Here is a 20,011-nt window from a genome sequence, read left to right as displayed (position 1 = left end):
ACCAACATCAGCAGCAATCAGCTGGATATCGGCTGAAAGTTCTTTGTCATTGACTTTGCGGGTCAATGGCACTTTGCTTTCGGCCAGGTCCCTGACATCCTTGATATTGGCATCACTTTCCACTTTGCTGTAGGCACCAACATCAGCGGCAGTGAGTTGGATATCGGCTGAAAGTTCTTTGTCATTGACTTTGCGGGTTGATGGCACTTTACCGTCAGCTGAATTCTGAACATCTTTGATACGCGTATCGATTTCTGCTGTGCTGTAAGCATCGACATCGGCCGCAGTCAGTTGGATATCGGTTGAAAGTTCTTTGTCATTGACTTTGCGGGTTAATGGCACTTTACCGTCAGCTGAATTCTGAACATCTTTGATACGCGTATCGATTTCTGATTTGCTGTAGGCATCGACATCGGCCGCAATCAGTTGGATATCGCTTGAAAGTTCTTTGTCATTAACTTTGCGGGTTAATGGCACTTTGCTTTCGGCCAGATCCCTCACATCCTCGATACGCGTATCGATTTCTACTTTGCTGTAGACATCGATATCGACAGCAGTCAGTTGGATATCGGTTGTGAGTTCCTTGCCATTGACTTTGCGGGTTAATGGCACTTTGTTGTTAGCCAGATCCTGAACACCCTTGAGATTGGCATCGCTTTCCGCCTTGCTGTAGGCACCGACATCGGAAGCCGTCAGTTGGATATCAGTTAAGAGTTCCTTATCGTTGATCTTGCGGGTTAATGGAACTTTTTTGTCAGCCTCTTTAATGGCCGATATGGCATTGTTATTGGCCGTGTCGGCTGATTGCTGAACGGTGTTGATACGATCGTCAATTGCTTTCTTATCGTAGGTACCGATATCATCCACAGTCAGTTGGATGTCTGTTATTAACTCTTTGTCATTAATCTTACGAGTTTGTGGAACCGCATTTTTAATTTCTGTAAGTGCCTGAATGGCGTTCTGATTAGCAGTATCAGCCGACTTTTTAACTGTGTCGATAAGTCCGTCAGTCTCCTGTCGGGTGTAGGCACCCACATCAAGCGCGGTCAGTTCAATATCTTTTATCAGCTCTTTGCCGTTGATCTTACGAGATAGTGGAACTTTGTTATTCGCAATATCAATAGCTTGATTGGCTAATCCATTGGCTCCATTGACAAGAGAATCTGTTTGAATTTTGTCGTAGGCACCGACATTCGCCGCTGTCAATTCAATATCCCTGGACAGTTCTTTGCCATTAACTTTGCGGGTTGATGGCACAAATTTGCCGGTAGAGGATATTGTAGTAGCCAAATCATAAGCTTTATTTGCTAATTCATAGGCTGTTTTTATTGCTTTTGGTGTTGCTGCATTAGTTTCGTTGTCACTGTTTACCGCACTACTCAACACAACAAATCCTTTCTCTTTTAAAGTAGCGCTAGGATGGTTGCGGCTTTTGGCGTGTTCATTAATTTTTTCTTTCACATATTTGCGACTTGAAAGACCGGAAAGTAGCTCACGTATCCAATCAGTCAGTTTACTGTCGCCAACAGGCAGAGCCATACGAATGGTTTGCTCCTGAGATTCCTGTTTGTAGAGATCGGCGCAGTTTCCTACCGCAATCAGCGTGCCATCTTTATCAAATAAGCCCATTTCACGGATCCACCAATTCCCTTCACCTTCAGGAAGTGTTTGCTCAGCGATAAGTTGGTTGGGATTTTGGGGATCGATGGTCAAAGCATCAATTTCAGCCCGATGCTTTTCATTAATCAGTGCAGATTGGTTGGCATTGGGAATGGGTGAACTACCACCTCCATCTCCTACAGCCATATGGGTAATTTCAAGTTTATTACCCGATGAAGAAGCTTCTTCCAGTTTGTTTTTACCTGCATGTGTCAGTAATGCAAAATGTTTTGTACTCATATGAAACCCTCATCTTATCAACAATAAATAGGTGTATTGCTAAATTAGCCACAGGAGACTTTGTCAAAGTTTCTGGGCATATGAAGGCGGTGGCGACATCTCCGCTAACTACCATTGAATGGCGTCAATTGTACTTAGGGAAGTCATAAGTAAATAGCCTAAAAATTGAACCAAGCTGATAAAACATATAGGAATAAAAAAAACCGGCCTTATGCCGGTTTTTCTCAGTAGCCATGTAATTTTAGGTTGGCGTGTTATATTTCCACTTCTTCTTCCATTTTCAATGAAGTAATTTTTACTTTATTGATACGGTGGCTGGTGATTTCCAGTGGTTCAAACAAATAATCACCAATCTGCAATTGTTCACCTTGTTGTGGAATATGTTGCAAGTGTTCCATTAACAAACCAGCCAGTGTTTGGTATTCGCGTTTTCCATCCAATGGCAGTGGCACGTAAAGTACCAAATCCTCTAGTGGCATAAACCCATTGGCGACCCAATACCCTTCTTCCATGACCTGAATATCATGGCGGGCATCGATCTCTCCGCCGCCCACAGGCAGGTTACCGGTAATGGTTTCCATCACATCTGTCACTGTGACTACACCTTCAACAGAACCGAACTCATCAACGACAAACGCGAAATGTGTTTGCGCCAGACGGAATTGCTCCAATGCTTGCAGCAAAGAGAGGGATTCCGGGAAAATCAGCGGTTGTTGCACCAAGTTCCGTAAATCGAAGGTATTATGAGTCAGTTGTTGGTTGAGGATATCAATCACATGTACCACGCCGAGAGGTTCATCACTGGTTTTTTCATCGGTAACGACAATCCGCGTATGTGGTTTTTGTTCCAATAGCAGAGTCAATTTTTCAGCCGGAGCATGGGCATCAAGATAAACAACATCATGGCGTGAAGTCATGATACTGCTGACAGTACGCTGAGCCATGCTGAGAACACGGGCGATCATCTGGCGCTCTTGAGGCTCAAAGACTTCTTCGTTATCAGTACCATCCGCAATCAGATTGGAAGTATGATTATCCAACGCAGCGTTTTCACGTTTACCGTTTAAAATGTGAAGAACGGCCTCCGCGGTTCTTTCACGCAGAGAACGGGAAGCGCTCAAGAACTTGCGGCGATTGAATTGGGCGAATTGATTCAATGCTTCAATCATGATGGAGAAACCGATAGCAGCATAGAGATAGCCTTTCGGTATGTGATAACCAAAGCCTTCTGCAACCAAACTGAAACCGATCATCAACAAGAAACTGAGACAGAGGATAACGATTGTGGGATGTGCATTAACGAATTTCGTCAGAGGCTTACTGGCCCATATCATCAAGATCATGGCGATGATAACTGCGGCAACCATGATACCAATGTGATCGACCATGCCTACAGCAGTAATAACGGAATCCAGTGAGAATACCGCATCTAAGACGATAATCTGCACGACAACCGGCCAGAAGCTAGCTTCTTTGCGTTGTTGATTGCTATGTATCGTTTTTCCTTCCAGCCGTTCATTCAATTCCATTGTGGCTTTGAACAGCAAGAAAAGTCCTCCTATCAGCATAATTAAATCACGGGCGCTGAAAGGATTATCCCATAGGGTAACGAGTGGTTCGGTCAGGGAAATGAGCCAAGACAGGCTAAATAACAGTAATATCCTCATAACCAGAGCACAGGAAAGCCCTGTCAGGCGAGCTTTATCTCTCTGTTTTTCAGGAAGTTTGTCTGCCAAAATGGCAATAAATATTAAGTTGTCAATTCCGAGAACAATTTCTAAAACGATAAGTGTAGCCAGACCGGCCCATATCGTCGGATCAGCGATCCATTCCATACAATTTATATTACCTTTTATTATGACGGCTTCTGCCGACTATTGAATAATGGGTATTGAAGGACGAAATATCAATAGTCGATTTATCTTAGTTGGAAATTTTTTCAGCAAACAAACGTCACGACGGTATCGATTGCACCAATAACTACCCCCTATGACCCTTCCTGAGTTAACATGTGACTTCATTAACAAATTGTCCACTCTCTTTTGTTGCATACAGGCATGTGTTGCATATGACATATTGTGTTACGTATTGCATCGGGTGGGCAGCAGTCATTATTAGACGGGAGTTATTCATGTCCAAACAACAGATCGGTGTTGTCGGTATGGCGGTAATGGGGCGCAATCTGGCGTTGAATATTGAAAGCCGTGGTTACTCTGTATCCATTTTTAACCGCTCCAGTGATAAAACTGACGAAGTTATTGCTGAAAATCCAGGGAAAAAATTAGTTCCAAGTTATTCCATTGAAGAATTTGTCGATTCACTGGAAAAGCCACGTCGTATTCTGTTGATGGTTAAGGCAGGCGAAGCTACGGATAAAACCATTGCATCGCTGACGCCACATTTGGATAAGGGTGACATTCTGATCGATGGTGGCAACACCTATTTTCAGGATACTATTCGCCGTAATCGTGAGTTGTCTGCTCAGGGTTTTAACTTTATTGGTACCGGAGTTTCTGGTGGTGAAGAAGGTGCACTGAAAGGCCCTTCAATTATGCCTGGTGGCCAGAAAGAAGCTTATGAGCTGGTAGCGCCTATTCTGAAAGAGATTGCTGCTCAGGTTGATGGCGAGCCTTGCGTCACTTATATTGGCGCAGACGGTGCCGGTCATTATGTGAAGATGGTTCACAATGGTATTGAATATGGTGATATGCAGTTGATTGCAGAAGCCTATTCCTTATTGAAAAACGCATTGAACCTCAGCAATCAGGAACTGGCAGAAGTATTCAGCGATTGGAACCAAGGCGAACTGAGCAGCTATTTGATCGAAATTACTGCTGATATTTTCCGTAAGAAAGATGAAGAAGGTAAATATCTGGTTGACGTGATTCTGGATGAAGCCGCTAACAAAGGTACCGGGAAATGGACTAGCCAGAGTTCTCTGGATCTGGGCGTTCCAGTGACATTGATTACAGAATCCGTATTTGCACGTTATATCTCTTCCCTGAAAGATCAGCGCGTAGCAGCATCCAAGGTACTGTCTGGCCCGGAAGCACAGCCATTCAATGGTGACAAAGCTGAATTTATCGAGAAAGTCCGCCGTGCTCTGTACTTGGGTAAGATTGTTTCCTATGCGCAGGGCTTCCAGCAACTGAAAGCGGCATCGGATGAATATAGTTGGGATCTGAACTACGGCGAAATTGCCAAGATTTTCCGTGCCGGTTGTATCATCCGTGCGCAATTCCTACAAAAAATCACGGATGCGTACAATGAAAACCCAGCTATTGCTAACTTGCTGCTAGCTCCTTACTTTAAACAAATCGCAGATGAGTACCAGCAAGCTCTGCGTGATGTTATCTCTTATGGCATACAGAATGGTATTCCAACACCAACATTCTCCGCTGCCATTTCTTATTACGACAGCTATCGTTCAGCCGTTTTGCCAGCCAACCTGATTCAGGCACAGCGTGATTACTTTGGTGCGCACACTTACAAGCGTACCGATAAAGAAGGTGTGTTCCACACCGAATGGCTGGAATAATCGTTAGATATTTTTATTAAATATTTAATGTTCAAAGAATAGGGTGCTGAGTTATCAACACCCTATTTTGTTGCATGAAACATATTAATTCAGAGATTGCTCTTTGAGCATCTGTTGTGCAAATCTCTCTAACCAGTGCGCTATCTCAGCATCATGGTAGTAAAGCAATGCAGCGAGGCTGAGGACAACCAGACTGAGTATTACTAGAACAAAAATATTATTCATATAATAATCACTCGTTTCATCTGGTTAAATTATAGCAAAGTGTAAACCTTATTTAAGTTAGCTTGAATTTATTGTTTATTTTCTTAAAGTTAGCTTTAATCGGCTTTTTTTCGAAAAGCAACTAATTCTGGTATAGCGATACGACGGTAATCTTCCGTATTTAAAATAATTGAACGTTCCAGACTGCCGGCATTAAATGCCAGTTCGTCATAGCGATCGAATAGGAATGGGTCGGCAACGAGCTTCAGGTCCGGATGAAAGCTAAACGGTGGAATAGCACCAAAAACACAGCGTGTCAATTCAGAAACTTCTTTTGGGCTTGCCAAAGATGCCCGGCTTCCTCCGGTTTGTCTGGCGAGAGTGGCAAGGTCGGCTTGTTGGTCAGCAGGTAAAACAGCAAGGATATACTGTCGATAACCATTCCCTTTCACATGACAGACCAGGCCTTTTGCGCCTTGGCCTAACTGGGTTCCCCGTATGTTTGCAACTTCTTCTGAACGACCACCGGTGGCATGTTCCATAACACGATAACGAGCATTGTGAGTATCCAACAAAGCAGTCAGACGTTCGAAAATGTCATTTTTTAGCAAAATTTTCTCCTACATAAACTTAAACTAAAATTTAGTACCTATTTTTTTATTCTTACATAGGCAATTATTGATTCTGGTCAAAATTACTGGGTCAGATAAATGTCACATTGTAATTCAATTCTCTTACATTGAAATTTGAAATACTTCAGTAAAATCTAAGGGGTTCCAAATGGCAGCATCGACTTTCTTTATCCCGTCAGTGAATAAAATTGGTATGGGGTGCATGGCTGAAGCCGTTGAATTAATAAAAAATTATGGCTACAGACAAGCACTGATTGTTACCGACCGCGTGTTGAACGAGATTGGTGTTGTCAGAAAGGTTCAGGCTTTACTGACAGAGGTAGGGATAAAAAGTGCGATTTATGATGGAACAAATCCAAACCCGACAACGATTAATGTTAAGGAAGGATTGGAAATTCTGCGCCAGCATCATTGCGATTGCGTTATCTCTTTGGGTGGCGGTTCACCTCATGACTGTGCAAAAGGTATTGCGCTGGTGGCGACCAACGGTGGGGATATTCGTGATTATGAAGGCGTTGATCGTTCAGCTAAACCGCAGTTACCTTTGATTGCTATTAATACTACTGCGGGTACCGCTTCTGAAATGACACGCTTCTGTATTATTACGGATGTTGAACGTCATATTAAAATGGCGATTGTGGATAAAAATGTTACGCCTGTTCTGTCAGTCAATGATTCTGCTTTGATGGCAGGTATGCCAAAAGGACTGACCGCCGCAACAGGGATGGATGCATTGACTCATGCCATTGAGGCTTATGTTTCTACAGCAGCGAACCCAATCACTGACGCCTGTGCATTAAAAGCAGTGACAATGATTAGCAATTATCTGCGCCGTGCCGTTGAAGATGGCAATGATATGGAAGCGCGTGAGAATATGGCCTATGCCCAGTTCTTGGCAGGTATGGCATTCAATAATGCTTCTTTGGGATATGTCCATGCGATGGCACACCAATTAGGTGGATTTTATGACTTACCACACGGTGTCTGTAATGCGGTTTTACTGCCACATGTGCAAAGATTTAATGCAAAAATTTCTGCGGTTCGCCTAAAAGAGATTGCCGGAGCGATGGGGGATGATGTAGCAGATCTGAATGATGAGCAAGGCGCTGATGCCTGTATCCGGGCAATTAGTGAATTGGCAAGAGATGTCAATATTCCGGCTGGGTTATCCTCATTGAATGTGAAAGAAGAAGATTTGCCAACATTGGCGACCAATGCGCTGAAAGATGCCTGTGGTTTTACTAACCCGATTCAAGCTTCACATGAAGAGGTTGTTGCTATCTTTAAAGCAGCGATGTAATAAAAGAAGCCACTTCGTTTATATTATATTCATTGGCGAAGTGGCTGCTATTTTTGAAAATCTCAATCCCTACTTTGGAAATTATTCTTTGGCCGAGTGTCGTTCCCGTAATTGACGAATGATACTGCTGAGGTCTAGATCCTGATCTTGCAGCAAAACCAGTAGGTGATAAATCAAATCTGCGGCTTCATTGGTCAATTCTTCTCTATCATTCACTGTCGCGGCCAATGCTGTTTCCACACCTTCTTCACCCACTTTCTGGGCAATGCGTTTTGTTCCACTGGCGTATAAACGAGCGGTATAGGAACTGTCCGGCGAGGCATTTTTTCGGCTTGCCAATAGTTGTTCCAATTGATAGAGGAAACCCCAGTCGGTTTGTACGGAAGCAAAGCAGCTTTCAGTACCTTTATGGCAGGTTGGGCCAACAGGATTTACGAGGGCGAGTAGAGTATCGTTATCACAATCGGGATAAATATCAACCAGATTCAGAAAATGACCGGAACTTTCGCCTTTTGTCCATAACCGCTGTTTAGTACGGGAGAAAAAGGTCACTTTACCTGAGTCGAGAGTGATATTCAGTGCTTCCTGATTCATGTAGCCCAACATTAATACTGTTCCAGAAATAGCATGTTGGACGATGACTGGCATCAGGTTATCCACTTTTCCCCAATCCAGCTTTTCGATTTCTTGTGTTGTTAATGGCTGTGCTGTCAACATGTTCTAACCTCGACATCCTGTGTAGCAAGATATTGCTTGAGTTCACCGATATTAATGAGTTGTTTGTGAAAAACGGAGGCAGCTAAAGCACCATCAACATTTGCAAGCTGAAAAGCATCGAGGAAATGTTCCGGTGCTCCGGCTCCACCGGAAGCAATTAATGGTACAGAACAGACATCACGCACTAATTTCAGTTGCGTGAGATCATAGCCATTGCGGACACCATCCTGATTCATCATATTCAGGACAATTTCACCCGCTCCACGTTGTTGTACTTCTTTGACCCAATCCAATGTCTGCCAGCGCGTGGCGGTTGTACGTTTTTCATCACCTGTAAATTGGTAAACCTGATAATTGTTGGTTTTCTCATCAAACCATGTATCAATACCTACAACGATACACTGGACTCCGTAGCGATCAGCCAAGCGGTTAATTAAATCAGGATCAGAAAGTGCAGGGGAGTTGATGGAAATTTTATCTGCCCCGAACGATAAAATTTGCCCTGCTTCTTCAATGGATTTAATGCCACCCGCCACACAGAAAGGGATGTCGATGACTTCCGCAACTTTTGCTACCCAGCTTTTATCCACCACACGACCATCAGACGAGGCGGTAATATCGTAAAACACCAACTCATCTGCGCCTTCTTGGGCATAGCGTTGTGCAAGAGGAACGATATCGCCAATAATTTCATGATTACGGAATTGTACGCCTTTGACGACTTGCCCATCACGGACATCAAGGCATGGAATTATGCGTTTTGCCAACATTGTATAGCCTCCGTCAGGGTAAATTTTCCTTCCAGTAATGCACGCCCGACAATAACACCTGCTACACCAGACGCAGGCAGAGGAGAAATATCGGCGAGGTTGCCAATACCGCCGGAAGCTTGAAGCCGGATTTGTGGGTATTGTTGGCTGATTTCCTGATAGAGAGTGATATTAGAGCCGCTTAATGTGCCATCACGGGAAATATCGGTACATAACACATGCTTTAACCCGACAGGAAGATATTGTTCAATGACATATTCAAGGGTGGCATGACTGTTTTCTTGCCAACCACTGATGGCTATTTGTTTAACCCCATCGGCACTGATGCGGATATCCAATGCCAGTACAATCGCTTCTGCTCCATATTGTTGAAACCACTGTTTGACTAATTCAGGATGGGTAATTGCAGTCGAGCCAATTACAACCCGGCTGGCACCTGCTTCAAGAAGTGTTTTGACATCGTTTTCTGAACGAATGCCTCCGCCAACCTGAACAGGCACAGTCACGCCCGCCACTAACTCTTTCAAAAGCGCGATCTGTCGTTTGGCAGGATCTTTTGCACCTGTCAGATCCACTAAGTGCAGTAATTCAGCGCCATCCTGCTCATATTGTTGCAAACGCGAAAGTGGAGAATTGCCATAATCCCGGCGTTGACCGTAATCTCCTTGATGCAAACGAACCACGTTGCCGTCGATTAAATCTAATGCAGGTATAATCATGGGATTACATCTCCAGAAAGTTTTTCAATAATTGTGCGCCTGCTGCACCTGAACGCTCAGGGTGGAATTGCACTCCAAAGAAATTGTCTTTTGCAACGGCACTGCTAAATATATTGCCGTATTCCGTTTGAGCAATCGTATATTCACCGATAGGCAGCGCATAGCTATGAACAAAATAGAACCGGGCATTGTCTGCAATGTGGCGAAACAGAGGGTGTCCTTCCTGTGCCTGTACTTGGTTCCAGCCCATATGCGGTAATGGCAATCCTTTGGTCACCATTTTTTCGACGGGTGCGTTAATTAATTTCAGCAAAGGAACGTTATTGCCTTCCGCGCTGATGTCAGCCAATAACTGCATGCCGAGGCAAATACCCAGTACAGGTTGAGAGAGTGAGTTAATCAATGGAATTAATTGGCGTTGTTCAAGTTGCTCCATTGCAGCGGCAGCCGTACCCACGCCGGGCAGAAGTAGTTTATCGGCTGAACGCACAACATTTGCGTCTAAACTGATAATTGGGTCATAGCCCAATCGACGGATGGCATAAGCAACAGATGCGAGGTTAGCACAACCTGTATCCAGAATAACTATTTTCATTATAACTTCCTTCATCATAACTTCCCTTATAGCATTCCTTATAAAACACCTTTTGAACTAGGTAAGGTATCGCCTTCTATGCGAATAGCCTGCCGCAATGTCCGGCCAAAAACTTTGAACAGGCTTTCTGCCCGATGATGGTCATTCTTTCCTTTGGTTTTCAGGTGCAGGGTGCATCCCATTGTGTAGGAGAGGGAACGGAAGAAATGTTCTATCATTTCTGTACTTAAATCTCCGACACGCTGATGTTTAAATTCAGCTTTATATTCAAGATGTGGGCGACCGGAAATATCTAAGGCACAGCGAGCAAGACATTCATCCATTGGCAATGTAAAGCCAAAACGGGCGATTCCCCGCTTATCTCCCAATGCTTGCTTCAAGGCTTCACCCAGTGCCAAACCAGTGTCTTCAACGGTGTGATGATCATCTATATAGAGATCGCCTTTGACTTGTATGTTCATGCGGAACCCGCCGTGAGTCGCGATCTGATCCAACATATGATCAAAGAAACCAACACCGGTATTGATGTGACTTTCACCTTCACGATCCAGCCAGACTTCAATATCAATGGCTGTTTCTTTGGTTTTGCGTTCAACATGTGCATGGCGATCTTTTCGAGCCAATTTTTCACAAATGGCTAACCATCCCAGTGATTCAGGTTGGTAGCGAATACCCTTAATTCCCATGTTTTGGGCTAATTGCAAATCAGTTTCCCGATCACCGATGACATAACTGTTTTCTGTATCAATGACATCTTCTGCCAGATATTGTTCTACCAAGCCGAGTCTGGGCTTACGGCAATTGCAGTTATCTTCAGGTTTGTGTGGGCAGATCAGCACGTCTTCAAAATGGATACCTTGTGAAATAAAAACTTGCATCATCAGGGCATGTGGTGGCTCAAAATCAGCTTGTGGAAAACTGGCTGTGCCTAATCCATCCTGATTAGTCACCATAACCAGCTTGTAACCTGCTTTTTGCAGGGATAACAGGGCAGGAATGACGCCAGCTTCAAAGGCCAGTTTATCAAGGCGATCGACCTGATAATCGCTGGGGGGTTCAGTGATCAACGTTCCATCACGGTCAATAAAAAGCAGTTTCTGGCTCATGGATTTTCGGTTTCCTTGATTTGTTGAGTCTGGCTGGAAAGCGCATTGATGGCATTGACCACCTGTTCACATTCACCCCGGTTACCAATAGTGATGCGCAGGCAATTCTCTAATCCCGGCTGCTTTCGCTGATCACGCAAGATGATTCCTTTATCCCATAAGGTCTTGAATACGATTTCTGCATCGGTAAATTTCACCAAAATATAGTTGGTTTCGCTCGGAAACACGTTTTCAACCAGTGCCAATTGACTGAGTTCTTGCTGAAGGTAAATCCGGTTACTGACAATTTCTGCCACACGATTTTTCATTGTCTGAATACCCGTTTCCGTTAGTGCTTGTGCAGCGATATCTGCGACAGGCGTTGCAAGTGGGTAAGGAGCAATCACTTTCAGCATCAGCGCGATAATATCGGCAGAAGCCAACGTAAATCCACAACGCAATCCAGCCAAAGCAAAAGCTTTCGAGAGGGTTCGCAAAATGACCAAGTGGGGGTAGTCTTGCAGCCAACGAGTGGTAGTATGTTGCGGACAAAATTCGATGTAAGCCTCATCAATGGCAACAATGGCTTGGTTGCGAGTGAGTTCAAGGATCTGACGTAATGCCGCAGGTTCAACCAAATTACCCGTGGGGTTGTTGGGGCTACAGATATAAACAAGTTTGACGCGATCCAAATTATTTTTAATGGAAGCAACATCGGGTTGCCAATTAGTGCTGACAGGGATTTTTTTCTGTTCCACACCGAAGGTTTCTGCACTAACGCTGTACATGCCGTAAGTCGGTGGGCAAAACAGCACGGCATCACGTCCGGGTTCGCAAAAAACGCGGAGCAATAGTTCGATAGATTCATCCGCTCCACGGCTGACAAGAACTTGTTCCGGCTGTAAGCCAATGTAATTGGCATAACGTTGGATAACCGCGGCGGGCTGACATTCAGGGTAGCGATTGAGCGTGTTCTCACGAAATTGGAAATCGGGTGCGGTATGGTATTCATTCGCATTCAGCCAAATATCGCCTTTACCTCCCAGACGGCGGGCTGACATATAGGGAACTAAATTACGAATATTTTCTCTTGCCAGTGAATTGATATCAAAAACCGTACTCATGATTGATCCTTAGCCTTGTGATTCTAAGTTTGCGTCATTCAAAGCAGCCATGCGTAATGTAACCGCATTTTTATGCGCGATGAGTTGCTCTGCCTGTGCCAGCGTTTCTATCGTGGGAGCAAGGTTTCTCAACCCTTGTGGTGTGAGTCGCTGAACGGTCATTCTTTTTAGAAAATCAGCCAGACCGAGGCTGGAATAGGTTGAAGTATAGCCATAGGTTGGTAGGACATGATTGGTACCGGATGCATAATCCCCCGCAGATTCTGGCGACCAGTCACCGAGGAATATAGAGCCAGCACTGGTAATCTGTTCCACTAATTGTTCAGGCTGACGGGTTTGAATGATCAAATGCTCAGGGCCGTATTGGTTGCTGATCTCCACGCATTGGGTGAGATCTTTTGTAATAATGATGCGGCTAGACTGCAAGGCCTGGTTTGCGATCTGCTGGCGTGGCAATATCGCGAGCTGGGCTTCAATTTCACGGATGACTTGTCCGGCAAAGTTTTCGTCAGGTGTTAGCAGTATGACTTGGGAATCCGGGCCATGTTCTGCTTGAGAAAGTAAATCTGCGGCAGTAAATACAGGGTTAGCTCCGTGATCAGCGATAACCAGTACCTCTGACGGGCCAGCGGGCATGTCGATTGCAGCACCATTAATATATTGGCTCACTTGCCGTTTGGCTTCTGTGACCCATGCATTGCCGGGACCAAAAATTTTGTCTACTTTGGGAACAGATTCTGTACCGAATGCCATTGCGGCAATGGCTTGTGCTCCACCAATTTGGAAAATTTCAGTGATCCCGCACAGTTGTGCCGCATAGAGAATTTCATCGGCAATGGGAGGTGGAGAACACAGGATGATGTTACGGCAACCCGCAATGTTAGCTGGTATGCCCAGCATTAATACTGTAGAAGGCAGCGGGGCAGAGCCGCCGGGAATATAAAGCCCGACTGAGTTTATTGGGCGGGTGATTTGCTGGCAGCGAACGCCCGGCAGGGTTTCAACTTCAATTTCTACTGGTTTTTGAGCCTCATGGAACTGACGAATATTGTTCATGGCCTGTTGCATCGCCTGCTTAATTTCAGGGAACAGGCGGTTGACAGCTAAATCTACTTCACTTGGAGTGATCCGGATGGCTTCTACAATCGTTTTGTCGAAGCGTTGGCTGAATTCTTGTAATGCTTGGTCGCCGCGTGTTTTTACTGTTTCCAGAATTTGTTTAACCGTGCAGGCAATATCACCTGATGCCGCGACAGCCGGACGAGCCAGCAATATTTTTTGTTGCTCTGGAGTGCATTCTTGCCAGTGGATGATGGTTTTAAAATTAATGTTCATCAAGCTTACTCCATCATTTTTTCAATTGGCAGAACGAGAATGGAACTCGCACCCAGTGCCTTGAGTTTTTCCATCGTTTCCCAGAATAGAGTTTCACTGCTGACCATGTGCATAGCGACACGATTTTGTGCACCTGCGAGTGGCAAAATGGTGGGGCGTTCGGCCCCCGGCAGCAGGGAAATAATCTCTTCCAACTTATCATTGGGAGCGTGTAGCATGATGTATTTGGATTCTCGTGCCTGAATAACGCCTTGAATGCGGAGCATCAGTTTGTCGATGAGCTGTTGCTTAGCTTCTGGCATCTCTCCATCACGTTGGATAAGGCAGGCTTTTGAACGATAAATCACTTCAACTTCCCGCAAACCGTTGGCTTCCAATGTGGCACCGGTTGAAACTAAATCACAAATGGCATCCGCTAGCCCTGCACGAGGTGCAACTTCGACAGAACCATTGAGGAGGCAGGATTTGAAGCGTATGCCTTTCTGATCTAAATAACGTTTTAGTAAATGTGGGTAAGACGTGGCAATACGGGCATCTTGCAGGCATTCCACTCCTGTATACTCGCAATCAAAGGAAGCCGCGAGGGAAAGACGGCAGTTACCAAAATCCAGACGACGTAATGTTAAATAACTCGGGGTTTCTCCTTGTGCCTGACGAGTCAGTAATTCTTCTTCAAGAACGTTTTCACCGATAATGCCCAAATCGACAACACCATCCATAACCAGGCCAGGGATATCATCATCGCGGACGCGCAGGATATCAATGGGCATATTTTCTGCAAATGCAATCAGGCGCTGTTGTTGTAAATTGATTTTGATCCCACAGCGTGTCAGCAATGTTCTGGAATCATCACTAAGGCGGCCCGATTTCTGAATGGCTATTCGTAAGCGTGTTTTATCTAACATATTGTGTTTTACCCTATCTTGATATTCGGTCAGTGTTTAAATCGTAGAAGCCAGAAACAAAAAACCCCCGGAAAATCTTCCGAGGGTTTTGTCGTATTCATGCCACCGGAAGACGGATTAAATGTCTTCCAGCACACAGCAGCCTGAAAGACTAATCAGGATGATGGCGATGATGATGGCTAAATTGAATACGGTTCATAATATGAAAGCTCTCTATCTACGTCTGATGTTATGTTAAGTGCTATTTTTATAAAGGGTATTATGTACTCAATGATGACTGTACTTAACGTTATGTTTGCGACTAAGGATTGGTTGCTTGTTGTTTAACCTATATGATTTTATGTATGAAAAGCAAACTTTTTTTTAAAAAAGATATTTATTTTGTGTTAATTAATTGTTTTTCATAATAAATCAGGGCTGTTGTCATTAGGGAGATATACGGGTAATGTTAACCATGGTCATATATTGACCTAATAATCAAAATCATGTCAGTTCTGGGGGAGAGCCATGGTAAAAAAAGTTTCTATTATTGGACTAGGCTGGTTAGGAATGCCATTGGCGCAAGCACTACTAAGTAGTAGTATGCAGGTAGTTGGCAGTAAAACAACATCGGATGGCGTTGAAGCTGCATGTATGTGTGGTGTAGATTGCCGCCTATTGAATCTAACCCCTCAAATTGTCTGTGAAATGGATGATCTTGAGCAACTGATGTCTGTCGATGTACTGGTTTTAACATTACCGGTTAGTGGGGTTGCTGGTGGAGGAGAGGGATATGTCAAAGCCGTGCAACTGATTATCGATACTGCGCTTTCATATGCTGTTCCACGAATTATTTTCACCAGTTCCACTTCAGTTTATGGCTCATCTGTGGGTTATCTTAATGAAGACGAGCCGTTGTCTCCCGAAACACAGTCAGCAACGGCGTTGGTGGAGTTGGAAAATTGGCTGCACCAGTTACCCAATACATCGGTCGATATATTACGTTTAGCTGGCTTGGTAGGTAATGGGCGTCATGCAGGGCGTTTTCTCGCGGGGCGAAAGGCAATTGAGGGAGGAGAAAATGCGGTTAATTTGGTACATCAGGATGATGTTATTTCCGCCATTAAGCTGCTTATCCAGCAGCCAAAAGGGGGGCATGTTTATAATCTGTGTGCACCCATCCACCCGAAAAGATCAGAATATTATCTGTTAGTCAGCCGGCAACTCGATTTAATGCCGCCAGAATTCTTACAGCCAGAAAATAAGGCAATTGAAAGCAAGGTGGTTGATGGTAGCCGGATCTGTCGGGAACTGGGGTTTGAGTACCAGTTCCCGGATCCCGGCAGAATGCCAATGAGCTAAAGATTAATTTATTTCGATCATAACAATCTTTTTAAAAGCGGGTCTTTCGGTTAACAGTTGATACCAGCGTTCTAGATTTGGCAGGGAAGGGCGATCTATCTCTACGTTTAACCACAAATAAACCAGCGGAGCCAGAGCGATATCAGCCATGCCAAATTTAGCACCGGAAAGGTATGGTTGGTGACTGAGGGTGTCATCGACAATTCTCAGTAATTTTTCAATTTCTGCTATCGCAGCCAACCCAATCCATCCATTTCTCAACGCTGGCTCTTTCTTGAAGATCGGCTGGGTAAAGGCAATCTTTACCGAATTTCGCTGCAATGTAACGTACAATTGCATTTGATTCCCACAAAATAAAATCACCGTCTTGCAAACAAGGAATAACGGCATTCGGATTCATGCGTAGGTATGTAGGATCATTGAGTTTGCCAAATTTTCCACCAATATCAATTTGTTGATATGGCACATTCAATTCTTCCAGACACCAAAGGACTTTTTTCACATTTGATGAGTTTTTACGACCCCAGATTGTTAGCATTATTTTTTTCTCATATAAGATCACTCGGAATTATCGATAATATGATAACAAAATCAGACTAATAACAAGAAAATCTTTACGTTATTGGGTTGGAGTCTTCTCTTATAACATCCTATATTGATAAGAGTTTTTATTTTTACTTTATAGATATATACCAAGTTGAGTAGTGAAGAAAAAGGGCGACTGATGATGAAAAAAAAACGACAAACACCGGTAATAAAATCTTTTGCTGTTGGCTTGAGTGTTTTTTGGTTAGCGAGTGCCAATGTGTATGCAATGGACGAACCCGCTGCACCTGAAATTGATGCTAAAGCTTATGTATTAATGGATTATGCCAGCGGAAAAATTCTAGCCTCAAATAATGCTGATGAGCAGTTAGATCCTGCGAGTTTAACCAAAATGATGACCAGTTATGTGATTGGGCAGGCGATTAAGTCGGGAAAAATTTCCACAGAAGATATGGTAATCGTTGGTAAAGATGCCTGGGCTACAGGCAATCCGGTGCTTAAAGGTTCATCCCTAATGTTTTTGAAACCGGGTGACAGAGTTAAGGTTATAGATCTGAACCGCGGTATTGTAATCCAGTCCGGTAATGATGCCAGTATTGCCCTTGCTGATTATGTGGCAGGCAGTCAGGACTCATTTGTTGATTTAATGAATAAATATTCGAAAACACTGGAATTGACGAATACCCATTTTAAAACCGTTCATGGCCTGGATGCGGCCGGGCAATATAGTACAGCCCATGATATGGCACTGTTAAGCCAGGCTATGATCCGTGATGTGCCGGAAGAGTATGCTCTGAATAAAGAGAAAGAATTTACGTTTAACAATATCCGTCAGCATAATCGTAACCGCTTATTATGGAATAATAATATGAGTGTGGATGGTGTGAAAACCGGACACACCAGTGGCGCTGGCTATAATCTGGTCGCATCAGCAACAGAAGGGCAAATGCGTTTGATTTCGGTGGTATTGGGCGCCCCCAGTGATCGGATGCGTTTTTCTGACAGTGAAAAACTTTTAGCATGGGGATTTCGCTTTTATGAATCGGCTATCCCCCTGAAGGCGAGTGATACGCTGGTGACGGAAAAAGTATGGTACGGGACGCTTTCAGAGGTCGCTTTAGGGGTTGAAAAAGATACCTCAGTAATAGTTCCTCGTGGACAGGTGAGTAATTTAAAAGCCAGTTTTACATTGAATCAAACTTCCCTTGAAGCACCGTTGGCGAAAAACCAAGTGGTGGGCACTGTGAATTTTATGCTCAATGATAAAGTTATTGATCAGCGTCCGTTGGTAGTTAAAGAAGCTGTGGAGGAAAGTGGCTTCTTTGGTCGTATGTGGGATTTCGTTGTAAAAACCGTGAGTGGTTGGTTTAGCTCGTTATTCAGTTAGTGAGAGTTAAAAGAACGCGATAAATCTACGTAACAACATGATGTGAAAAAATGCCAGTCACCAAAAGGTTGGCTGGCATTTTTTTGGAGCTACCGGACAAACAGCAGCTTTTTTACGTTGATTACATGACTGAGTAAATTGCCGCAGAAATAGCAATTGAACCTGTTACAACAACAAAGATATTGCTTGGTTTACCTGCATACTTGCGCATAGCCGGAACTTTATGAATGGCATACATTGGCATGATGAACAGGATCATGGCGATAATAGGGCCACCCAGTGACTGGATGATATCCAGAATACTTGGGTTAAGTGTAGCTATGATCCACGCACTGACTAACATAAAGAGGCTGGTGATACGATTCAGCGTTTTGTGCTGAATTGTTTTGCCTTGAGTGCTCAGTGCCTTGTTCACAATACCATTGAAACCTTCACGAGCGCCCAGATAGTGACCAAGAAAAGATTTGGTAATGGCAATGAAAGCAATTAATGGAGCTATGTATTCAATCGTGGGTACACGGAAATGGTTAGCCAGATAAGACAAAATAGTAATGTTCTGTGCTTTTGCCTCTGCCAAATTTTCAGGAGACAGACTCAGTACGCAGCTAAAGACGAAAAACATGACAGTCAGCACCATCATGATGTGAGCATAACCCAGAATGCGTGAGCATTTTTTCTCTGCATGTTCGCCGTACTCTTCACGTTTTGCTACTGCAAATGCAGAGATGATTGGAGAGTGGTTGAAAGAGAAAATCATAACAGGGAGCGCCAGCCACAAAGTGAATAGCAGGCCATGATTGCTTGTTGAGGACATCGCACTGTCCAGTGACAGAGTATCAAAGATAGCGGTGTTCCAATGAGGAACCAAATACACAGCCAACAACATTAAAACAGTGACAAATGGGAATACCAGTACGCTCATGGCCTTGACGATAGCTTGCTCACCGAAGCGGATGATGCTCATTACACCAAGGAGCAAGATAAGTGCCAGCAATGCACGTGGCGGGGCGCTCATTTGTAGCTGGTTTACGATAAAGCTTTCTACTGTGTTGGTCAGCGCAACGCTGTAAACCAGCAGTATAGGGTAAATGGCAAAGAAGTAGAGAATAGTGATCAGAAAACCTGCAACTTTACCAAAATGTTCTTCTACCACGCCGGTGATATCTTCACCGCTGCTTTTGCCAGATAAAACAAAACGACACATCCCACGGTGAGCAAAAAATGTCATGGGTAAAGCGAGTATTGCCATGATAATGAGAGGAATCAGGCCACCGATGCCAGCATTGATGGGAAGAAACAAAACACCAGCGCCAATGGCTGTGCCATATAACCCCAACATCCATACAGTGTCTGACTTACGCCAAGTAGCATGCCCGCTTTTGCTGGCAGCAGGGGATGCGATTGAACCCGATTGAGATGTGTCCATAAATATCTCCGAAATAACGCGGTAAAGTAAAATTTAAAAACTGCTAAACTCGCACATTAATTAAATGCGCGAGTTAGATTTTTATATGAATAATAAGTTGTCAGATATTGCGTTGATGTTTATCTAAACATTTTTATTACTACATTTTTATTACTAAATTAATAAGTTGGCTAAAATATGTTCATTTAAAACAGAACATTTAAACAAAGGAGCTGTAACTCTTGTTCACTGTATTTTTAATGCCCAAATCAAAAAACTTAACTCCTGACTTTTGATAGGGGAAATATATTTATTTTCAGTGAAATGTACCGTGATCACTCTCGCAATTGCAAGATTTATATAAAAAAGGAAAGATGTTATAGATCTTTGCTGAAATGTTGATCAAATATTAAAGAAAAGAGAATGAAGGATTTAACAAGGATGATATCATTATTTTTGTTTTAAATTCTCATATTGACCTATATTATTATTTAATAATATTCATATAT

The 20,011-nt window shown here is 43.7% G+C and carries 17 protein-coding genes, 1 pseudogene and 1 other annotated feature; of the genes and pseudogenes, 4 read left to right on the top strand and 14 right to left on the bottom strand.

Going from position 1 to position 20,011, the window contains the following annotated elements; translation table 11 throughout:
- A partial coding sequence (locus AB204_RS01945) for a phage tail protein (RefSeq protein ID WP_053067808.1) occupies window positions 1-1,899 on the bottom strand: 1,899 nt, incomplete at its 3' end.
- A gap of 254 nt (window positions 1,900-2,153) precedes the next feature.
- Window positions 2,154-3,734: a TerC family protein gene (locus tag AB204_RS01940; RefSeq protein ID WP_047961695.1), complete on the bottom strand. Its 1,581-nt coding sequence runs from the start codon at window positions 3,732-3,734 to the stop codon at window positions 2,154-2,156.
- Window positions 3,735-4,030: 296 nt separating this feature from the next.
- On the opposite strand from AB204_RS01940, the gene gndA reads away from it, so the two are divergent.
- The gene (gndA, locus tag AB204_RS01935) at window positions 4,031-5,437 is read left to right on the top strand and encodes an NADP-dependent phosphogluconate dehydrogenase (protein ID WP_047961694.1); all 1,407 of its coding nucleotides are present in this window, start codon (window positions 4,031-4,033) and stop codon (window positions 5,435-5,437) included.
- Between the two features lie 320 nt (window positions 5,438-5,757).
- Here gndA and AB204_RS01930 read toward each other — a convergent pair whose 3' ends face one another.
- Complete coding sequence (locus AB204_RS01930; protein WP_047961693.1) at window positions 5,758-6,252, bottom strand: YbaK/prolyl-tRNA synthetase associated domain-containing protein; 495 nt, start codon at window positions 6,250-6,252, stop codon at window positions 5,758-5,760.
- 169 nt (window positions 6,253-6,421) lie between these two features.
- Here AB204_RS01930 and yiaY point away from each other — a divergent pair, with 169 nt between their 5' ends.
- The gene (yiaY, locus tag AB204_RS01925) at window positions 6,422-7,573 is read left to right on the top strand and encodes an L-threonine dehydrogenase (protein WP_047961692.1); all 1,152 of its coding nucleotides are present in this window, start codon (window positions 6,422-6,424) and stop codon (window positions 7,571-7,573) included.
- 81 nt (window positions 7,574-7,654) lie between these two features.
- Here the strand turns inward: yiaY and hisIE are convergent, their stop codons facing one another.
- The 9 genes from hisIE to hisL form a co-directional block, all read right to left on the bottom strand.
- The gene (gene hisIE / locus AB204_RS01920; RefSeq protein WP_047961691.1) at window positions 7,655-8,290 is read right to left on the bottom strand and encodes a bifunctional phosphoribosyl-AMP cyclohydrolase/phosphoribosyl-ATP diphosphatase HisIE; all 636 of its coding nucleotides are present in this window, start codon (window positions 8,288-8,290) and stop codon (window positions 7,655-7,657) included.
- Complete coding sequence (gene hisF / locus AB204_RS01915; protein WP_047961690.1) at window positions 8,284-9,060, bottom strand: imidazole glycerol phosphate synthase subunit HisF; 777 nt, start codon at window positions 9,058-9,060, stop codon at window positions 8,284-8,286. Before hisF ends, hisIE begins: the two co-directional genes overlap by 7 nt.
- Complete coding sequence (hisA, locus tag AB204_RS01910) at window positions 9,042-9,779, bottom strand: 1-(5-phosphoribosyl)-5-[(5-phosphoribosylamino)methylideneamino]imidazole-4-carboxamide isomerase (RefSeq protein WP_047961689.1); 738 nt, start codon at window positions 9,777-9,779, stop codon at window positions 9,042-9,044. The genes hisF and hisA overlap by 19 nt, the downstream gene beginning before the upstream one ends.
- Window positions 9,780-9,783: 4 nt before the next feature.
- On the bottom strand, window positions 9,784-10,374 hold the full coding sequence (gene hisH, locus AB204_RS01905) for an imidazole glycerol phosphate synthase subunit HisH (protein WP_047961688.1): 591 nt from the start codon (window positions 10,372-10,374) through the stop codon (window positions 9,784-9,786).
- A gap of 38 nt (window positions 10,375-10,412) precedes the next feature.
- Window positions 10,413-11,480, bottom strand: coding sequence for a bifunctional histidinol-phosphatase/imidazoleglycerol-phosphate dehydratase HisB (gene hisB, locus AB204_RS01900; protein WP_047961687.1), 1,068 nt, complete (start codon window positions 11,478-11,480; stop codon window positions 10,413-10,415).
- The gene (hisC, locus tag AB204_RS01895; protein WP_047961686.1) at window positions 11,477-12,583 is read right to left on the bottom strand and encodes a histidinol-phosphate transaminase; all 1,107 of its coding nucleotides are present in this window, start codon (window positions 12,581-12,583) and stop codon (window positions 11,477-11,479) included. Before hisC ends, hisB begins: the two co-directional genes overlap by 4 nt.
- 9 nt (window positions 12,584-12,592) lie before the next feature.
- Complete coding sequence (gene hisD / locus AB204_RS01890) at window positions 12,593-13,918, bottom strand: histidinol dehydrogenase (RefSeq protein WP_047961685.1); 1,326 nt, start codon at window positions 13,916-13,918, stop codon at window positions 12,593-12,595.
- Between the two features lie 5 nt (window positions 13,919-13,923).
- Window positions 13,924-14,823, bottom strand: a complete 900-nt coding sequence (gene hisG / locus AB204_RS01885; RefSeq protein WP_047961684.1) for an ATP phosphoribosyltransferase — start codon at window positions 14,821-14,823, stop codon at window positions 13,924-13,926.
- A gap of 55 nt (window positions 14,824-14,878) precedes the next feature.
- Window positions 14,879-14,999: a sequence feature (His leader region), on the bottom strand.
- The gene (hisL, locus tag AB204_RS22200) at window positions 14,975-15,022 is read right to left on the bottom strand and encodes a his operon leader peptide (protein WP_152671478.1); all 48 of its coding nucleotides are present in this window, start codon (window positions 15,020-15,022) and stop codon (window positions 14,975-14,977) included. Its footprint overlaps the feature before it by 25 nt.
- A gap of 308 nt (window positions 15,023-15,330) precedes the next feature.
- Here hisL and AB204_RS01880 point away from each other — a divergent pair, with 308 nt between their 5' ends.
- Window positions 15,331-16,164 (top strand): SDR family oxidoreductase, encoded by an 834-nt coding sequence (locus AB204_RS01880; protein WP_047961683.1) that lies wholly within the window; start codon window positions 15,331-15,333, stop codon window positions 16,162-16,164.
- A 3-nt stretch (window positions 16,165-16,167) separates the two neighbouring features.
- On the opposite strand, the pseudogene AB204_RS01875 reads toward AB204_RS01880, so the two are convergent.
- Window positions 16,168-16,702 (bottom strand): annotated as a pseudogene (locus AB204_RS01875) (glutathione S-transferase family protein).
- Window positions 16,703-16,891: 189 nt separating this feature from the next.
- On the opposite strand from AB204_RS01875, the gene AB204_RS01870 reads away from it, so the two are divergent.
- Entirely contained in the window at window positions 16,892-18,097 is a 1,206-nt protein-coding gene (locus tag AB204_RS01870; RefSeq protein WP_411354698.1) for a serine hydrolase, read from the top strand.
- A 121-nt stretch (window positions 18,098-18,218) separates the two neighbouring features.
- Here AB204_RS01870 and AB204_RS01865 read toward each other — a convergent pair whose 3' ends face one another.
- Window positions 18,219-19,523, bottom strand: coding sequence for an HAAAP family serine/threonine permease (locus tag AB204_RS01865; protein WP_047961681.1), 1,305 nt, complete (start codon window positions 19,521-19,523; stop codon window positions 18,219-18,221).
- Between the last annotated feature and the right edge of the window lie 488 nt (window positions 19,524-20,011).

The organism is Xenorhabdus khoisanae, assembly GCF_001037465.1.
Taxonomy (GTDB): Bacteria; Pseudomonadota; Gammaproteobacteria; order Enterobacterales; family Enterobacteriaceae; genus Xenorhabdus; species Xenorhabdus khoisanae.
This window is presented reverse-complemented; position numbering and strand designations above follow the sequence as displayed.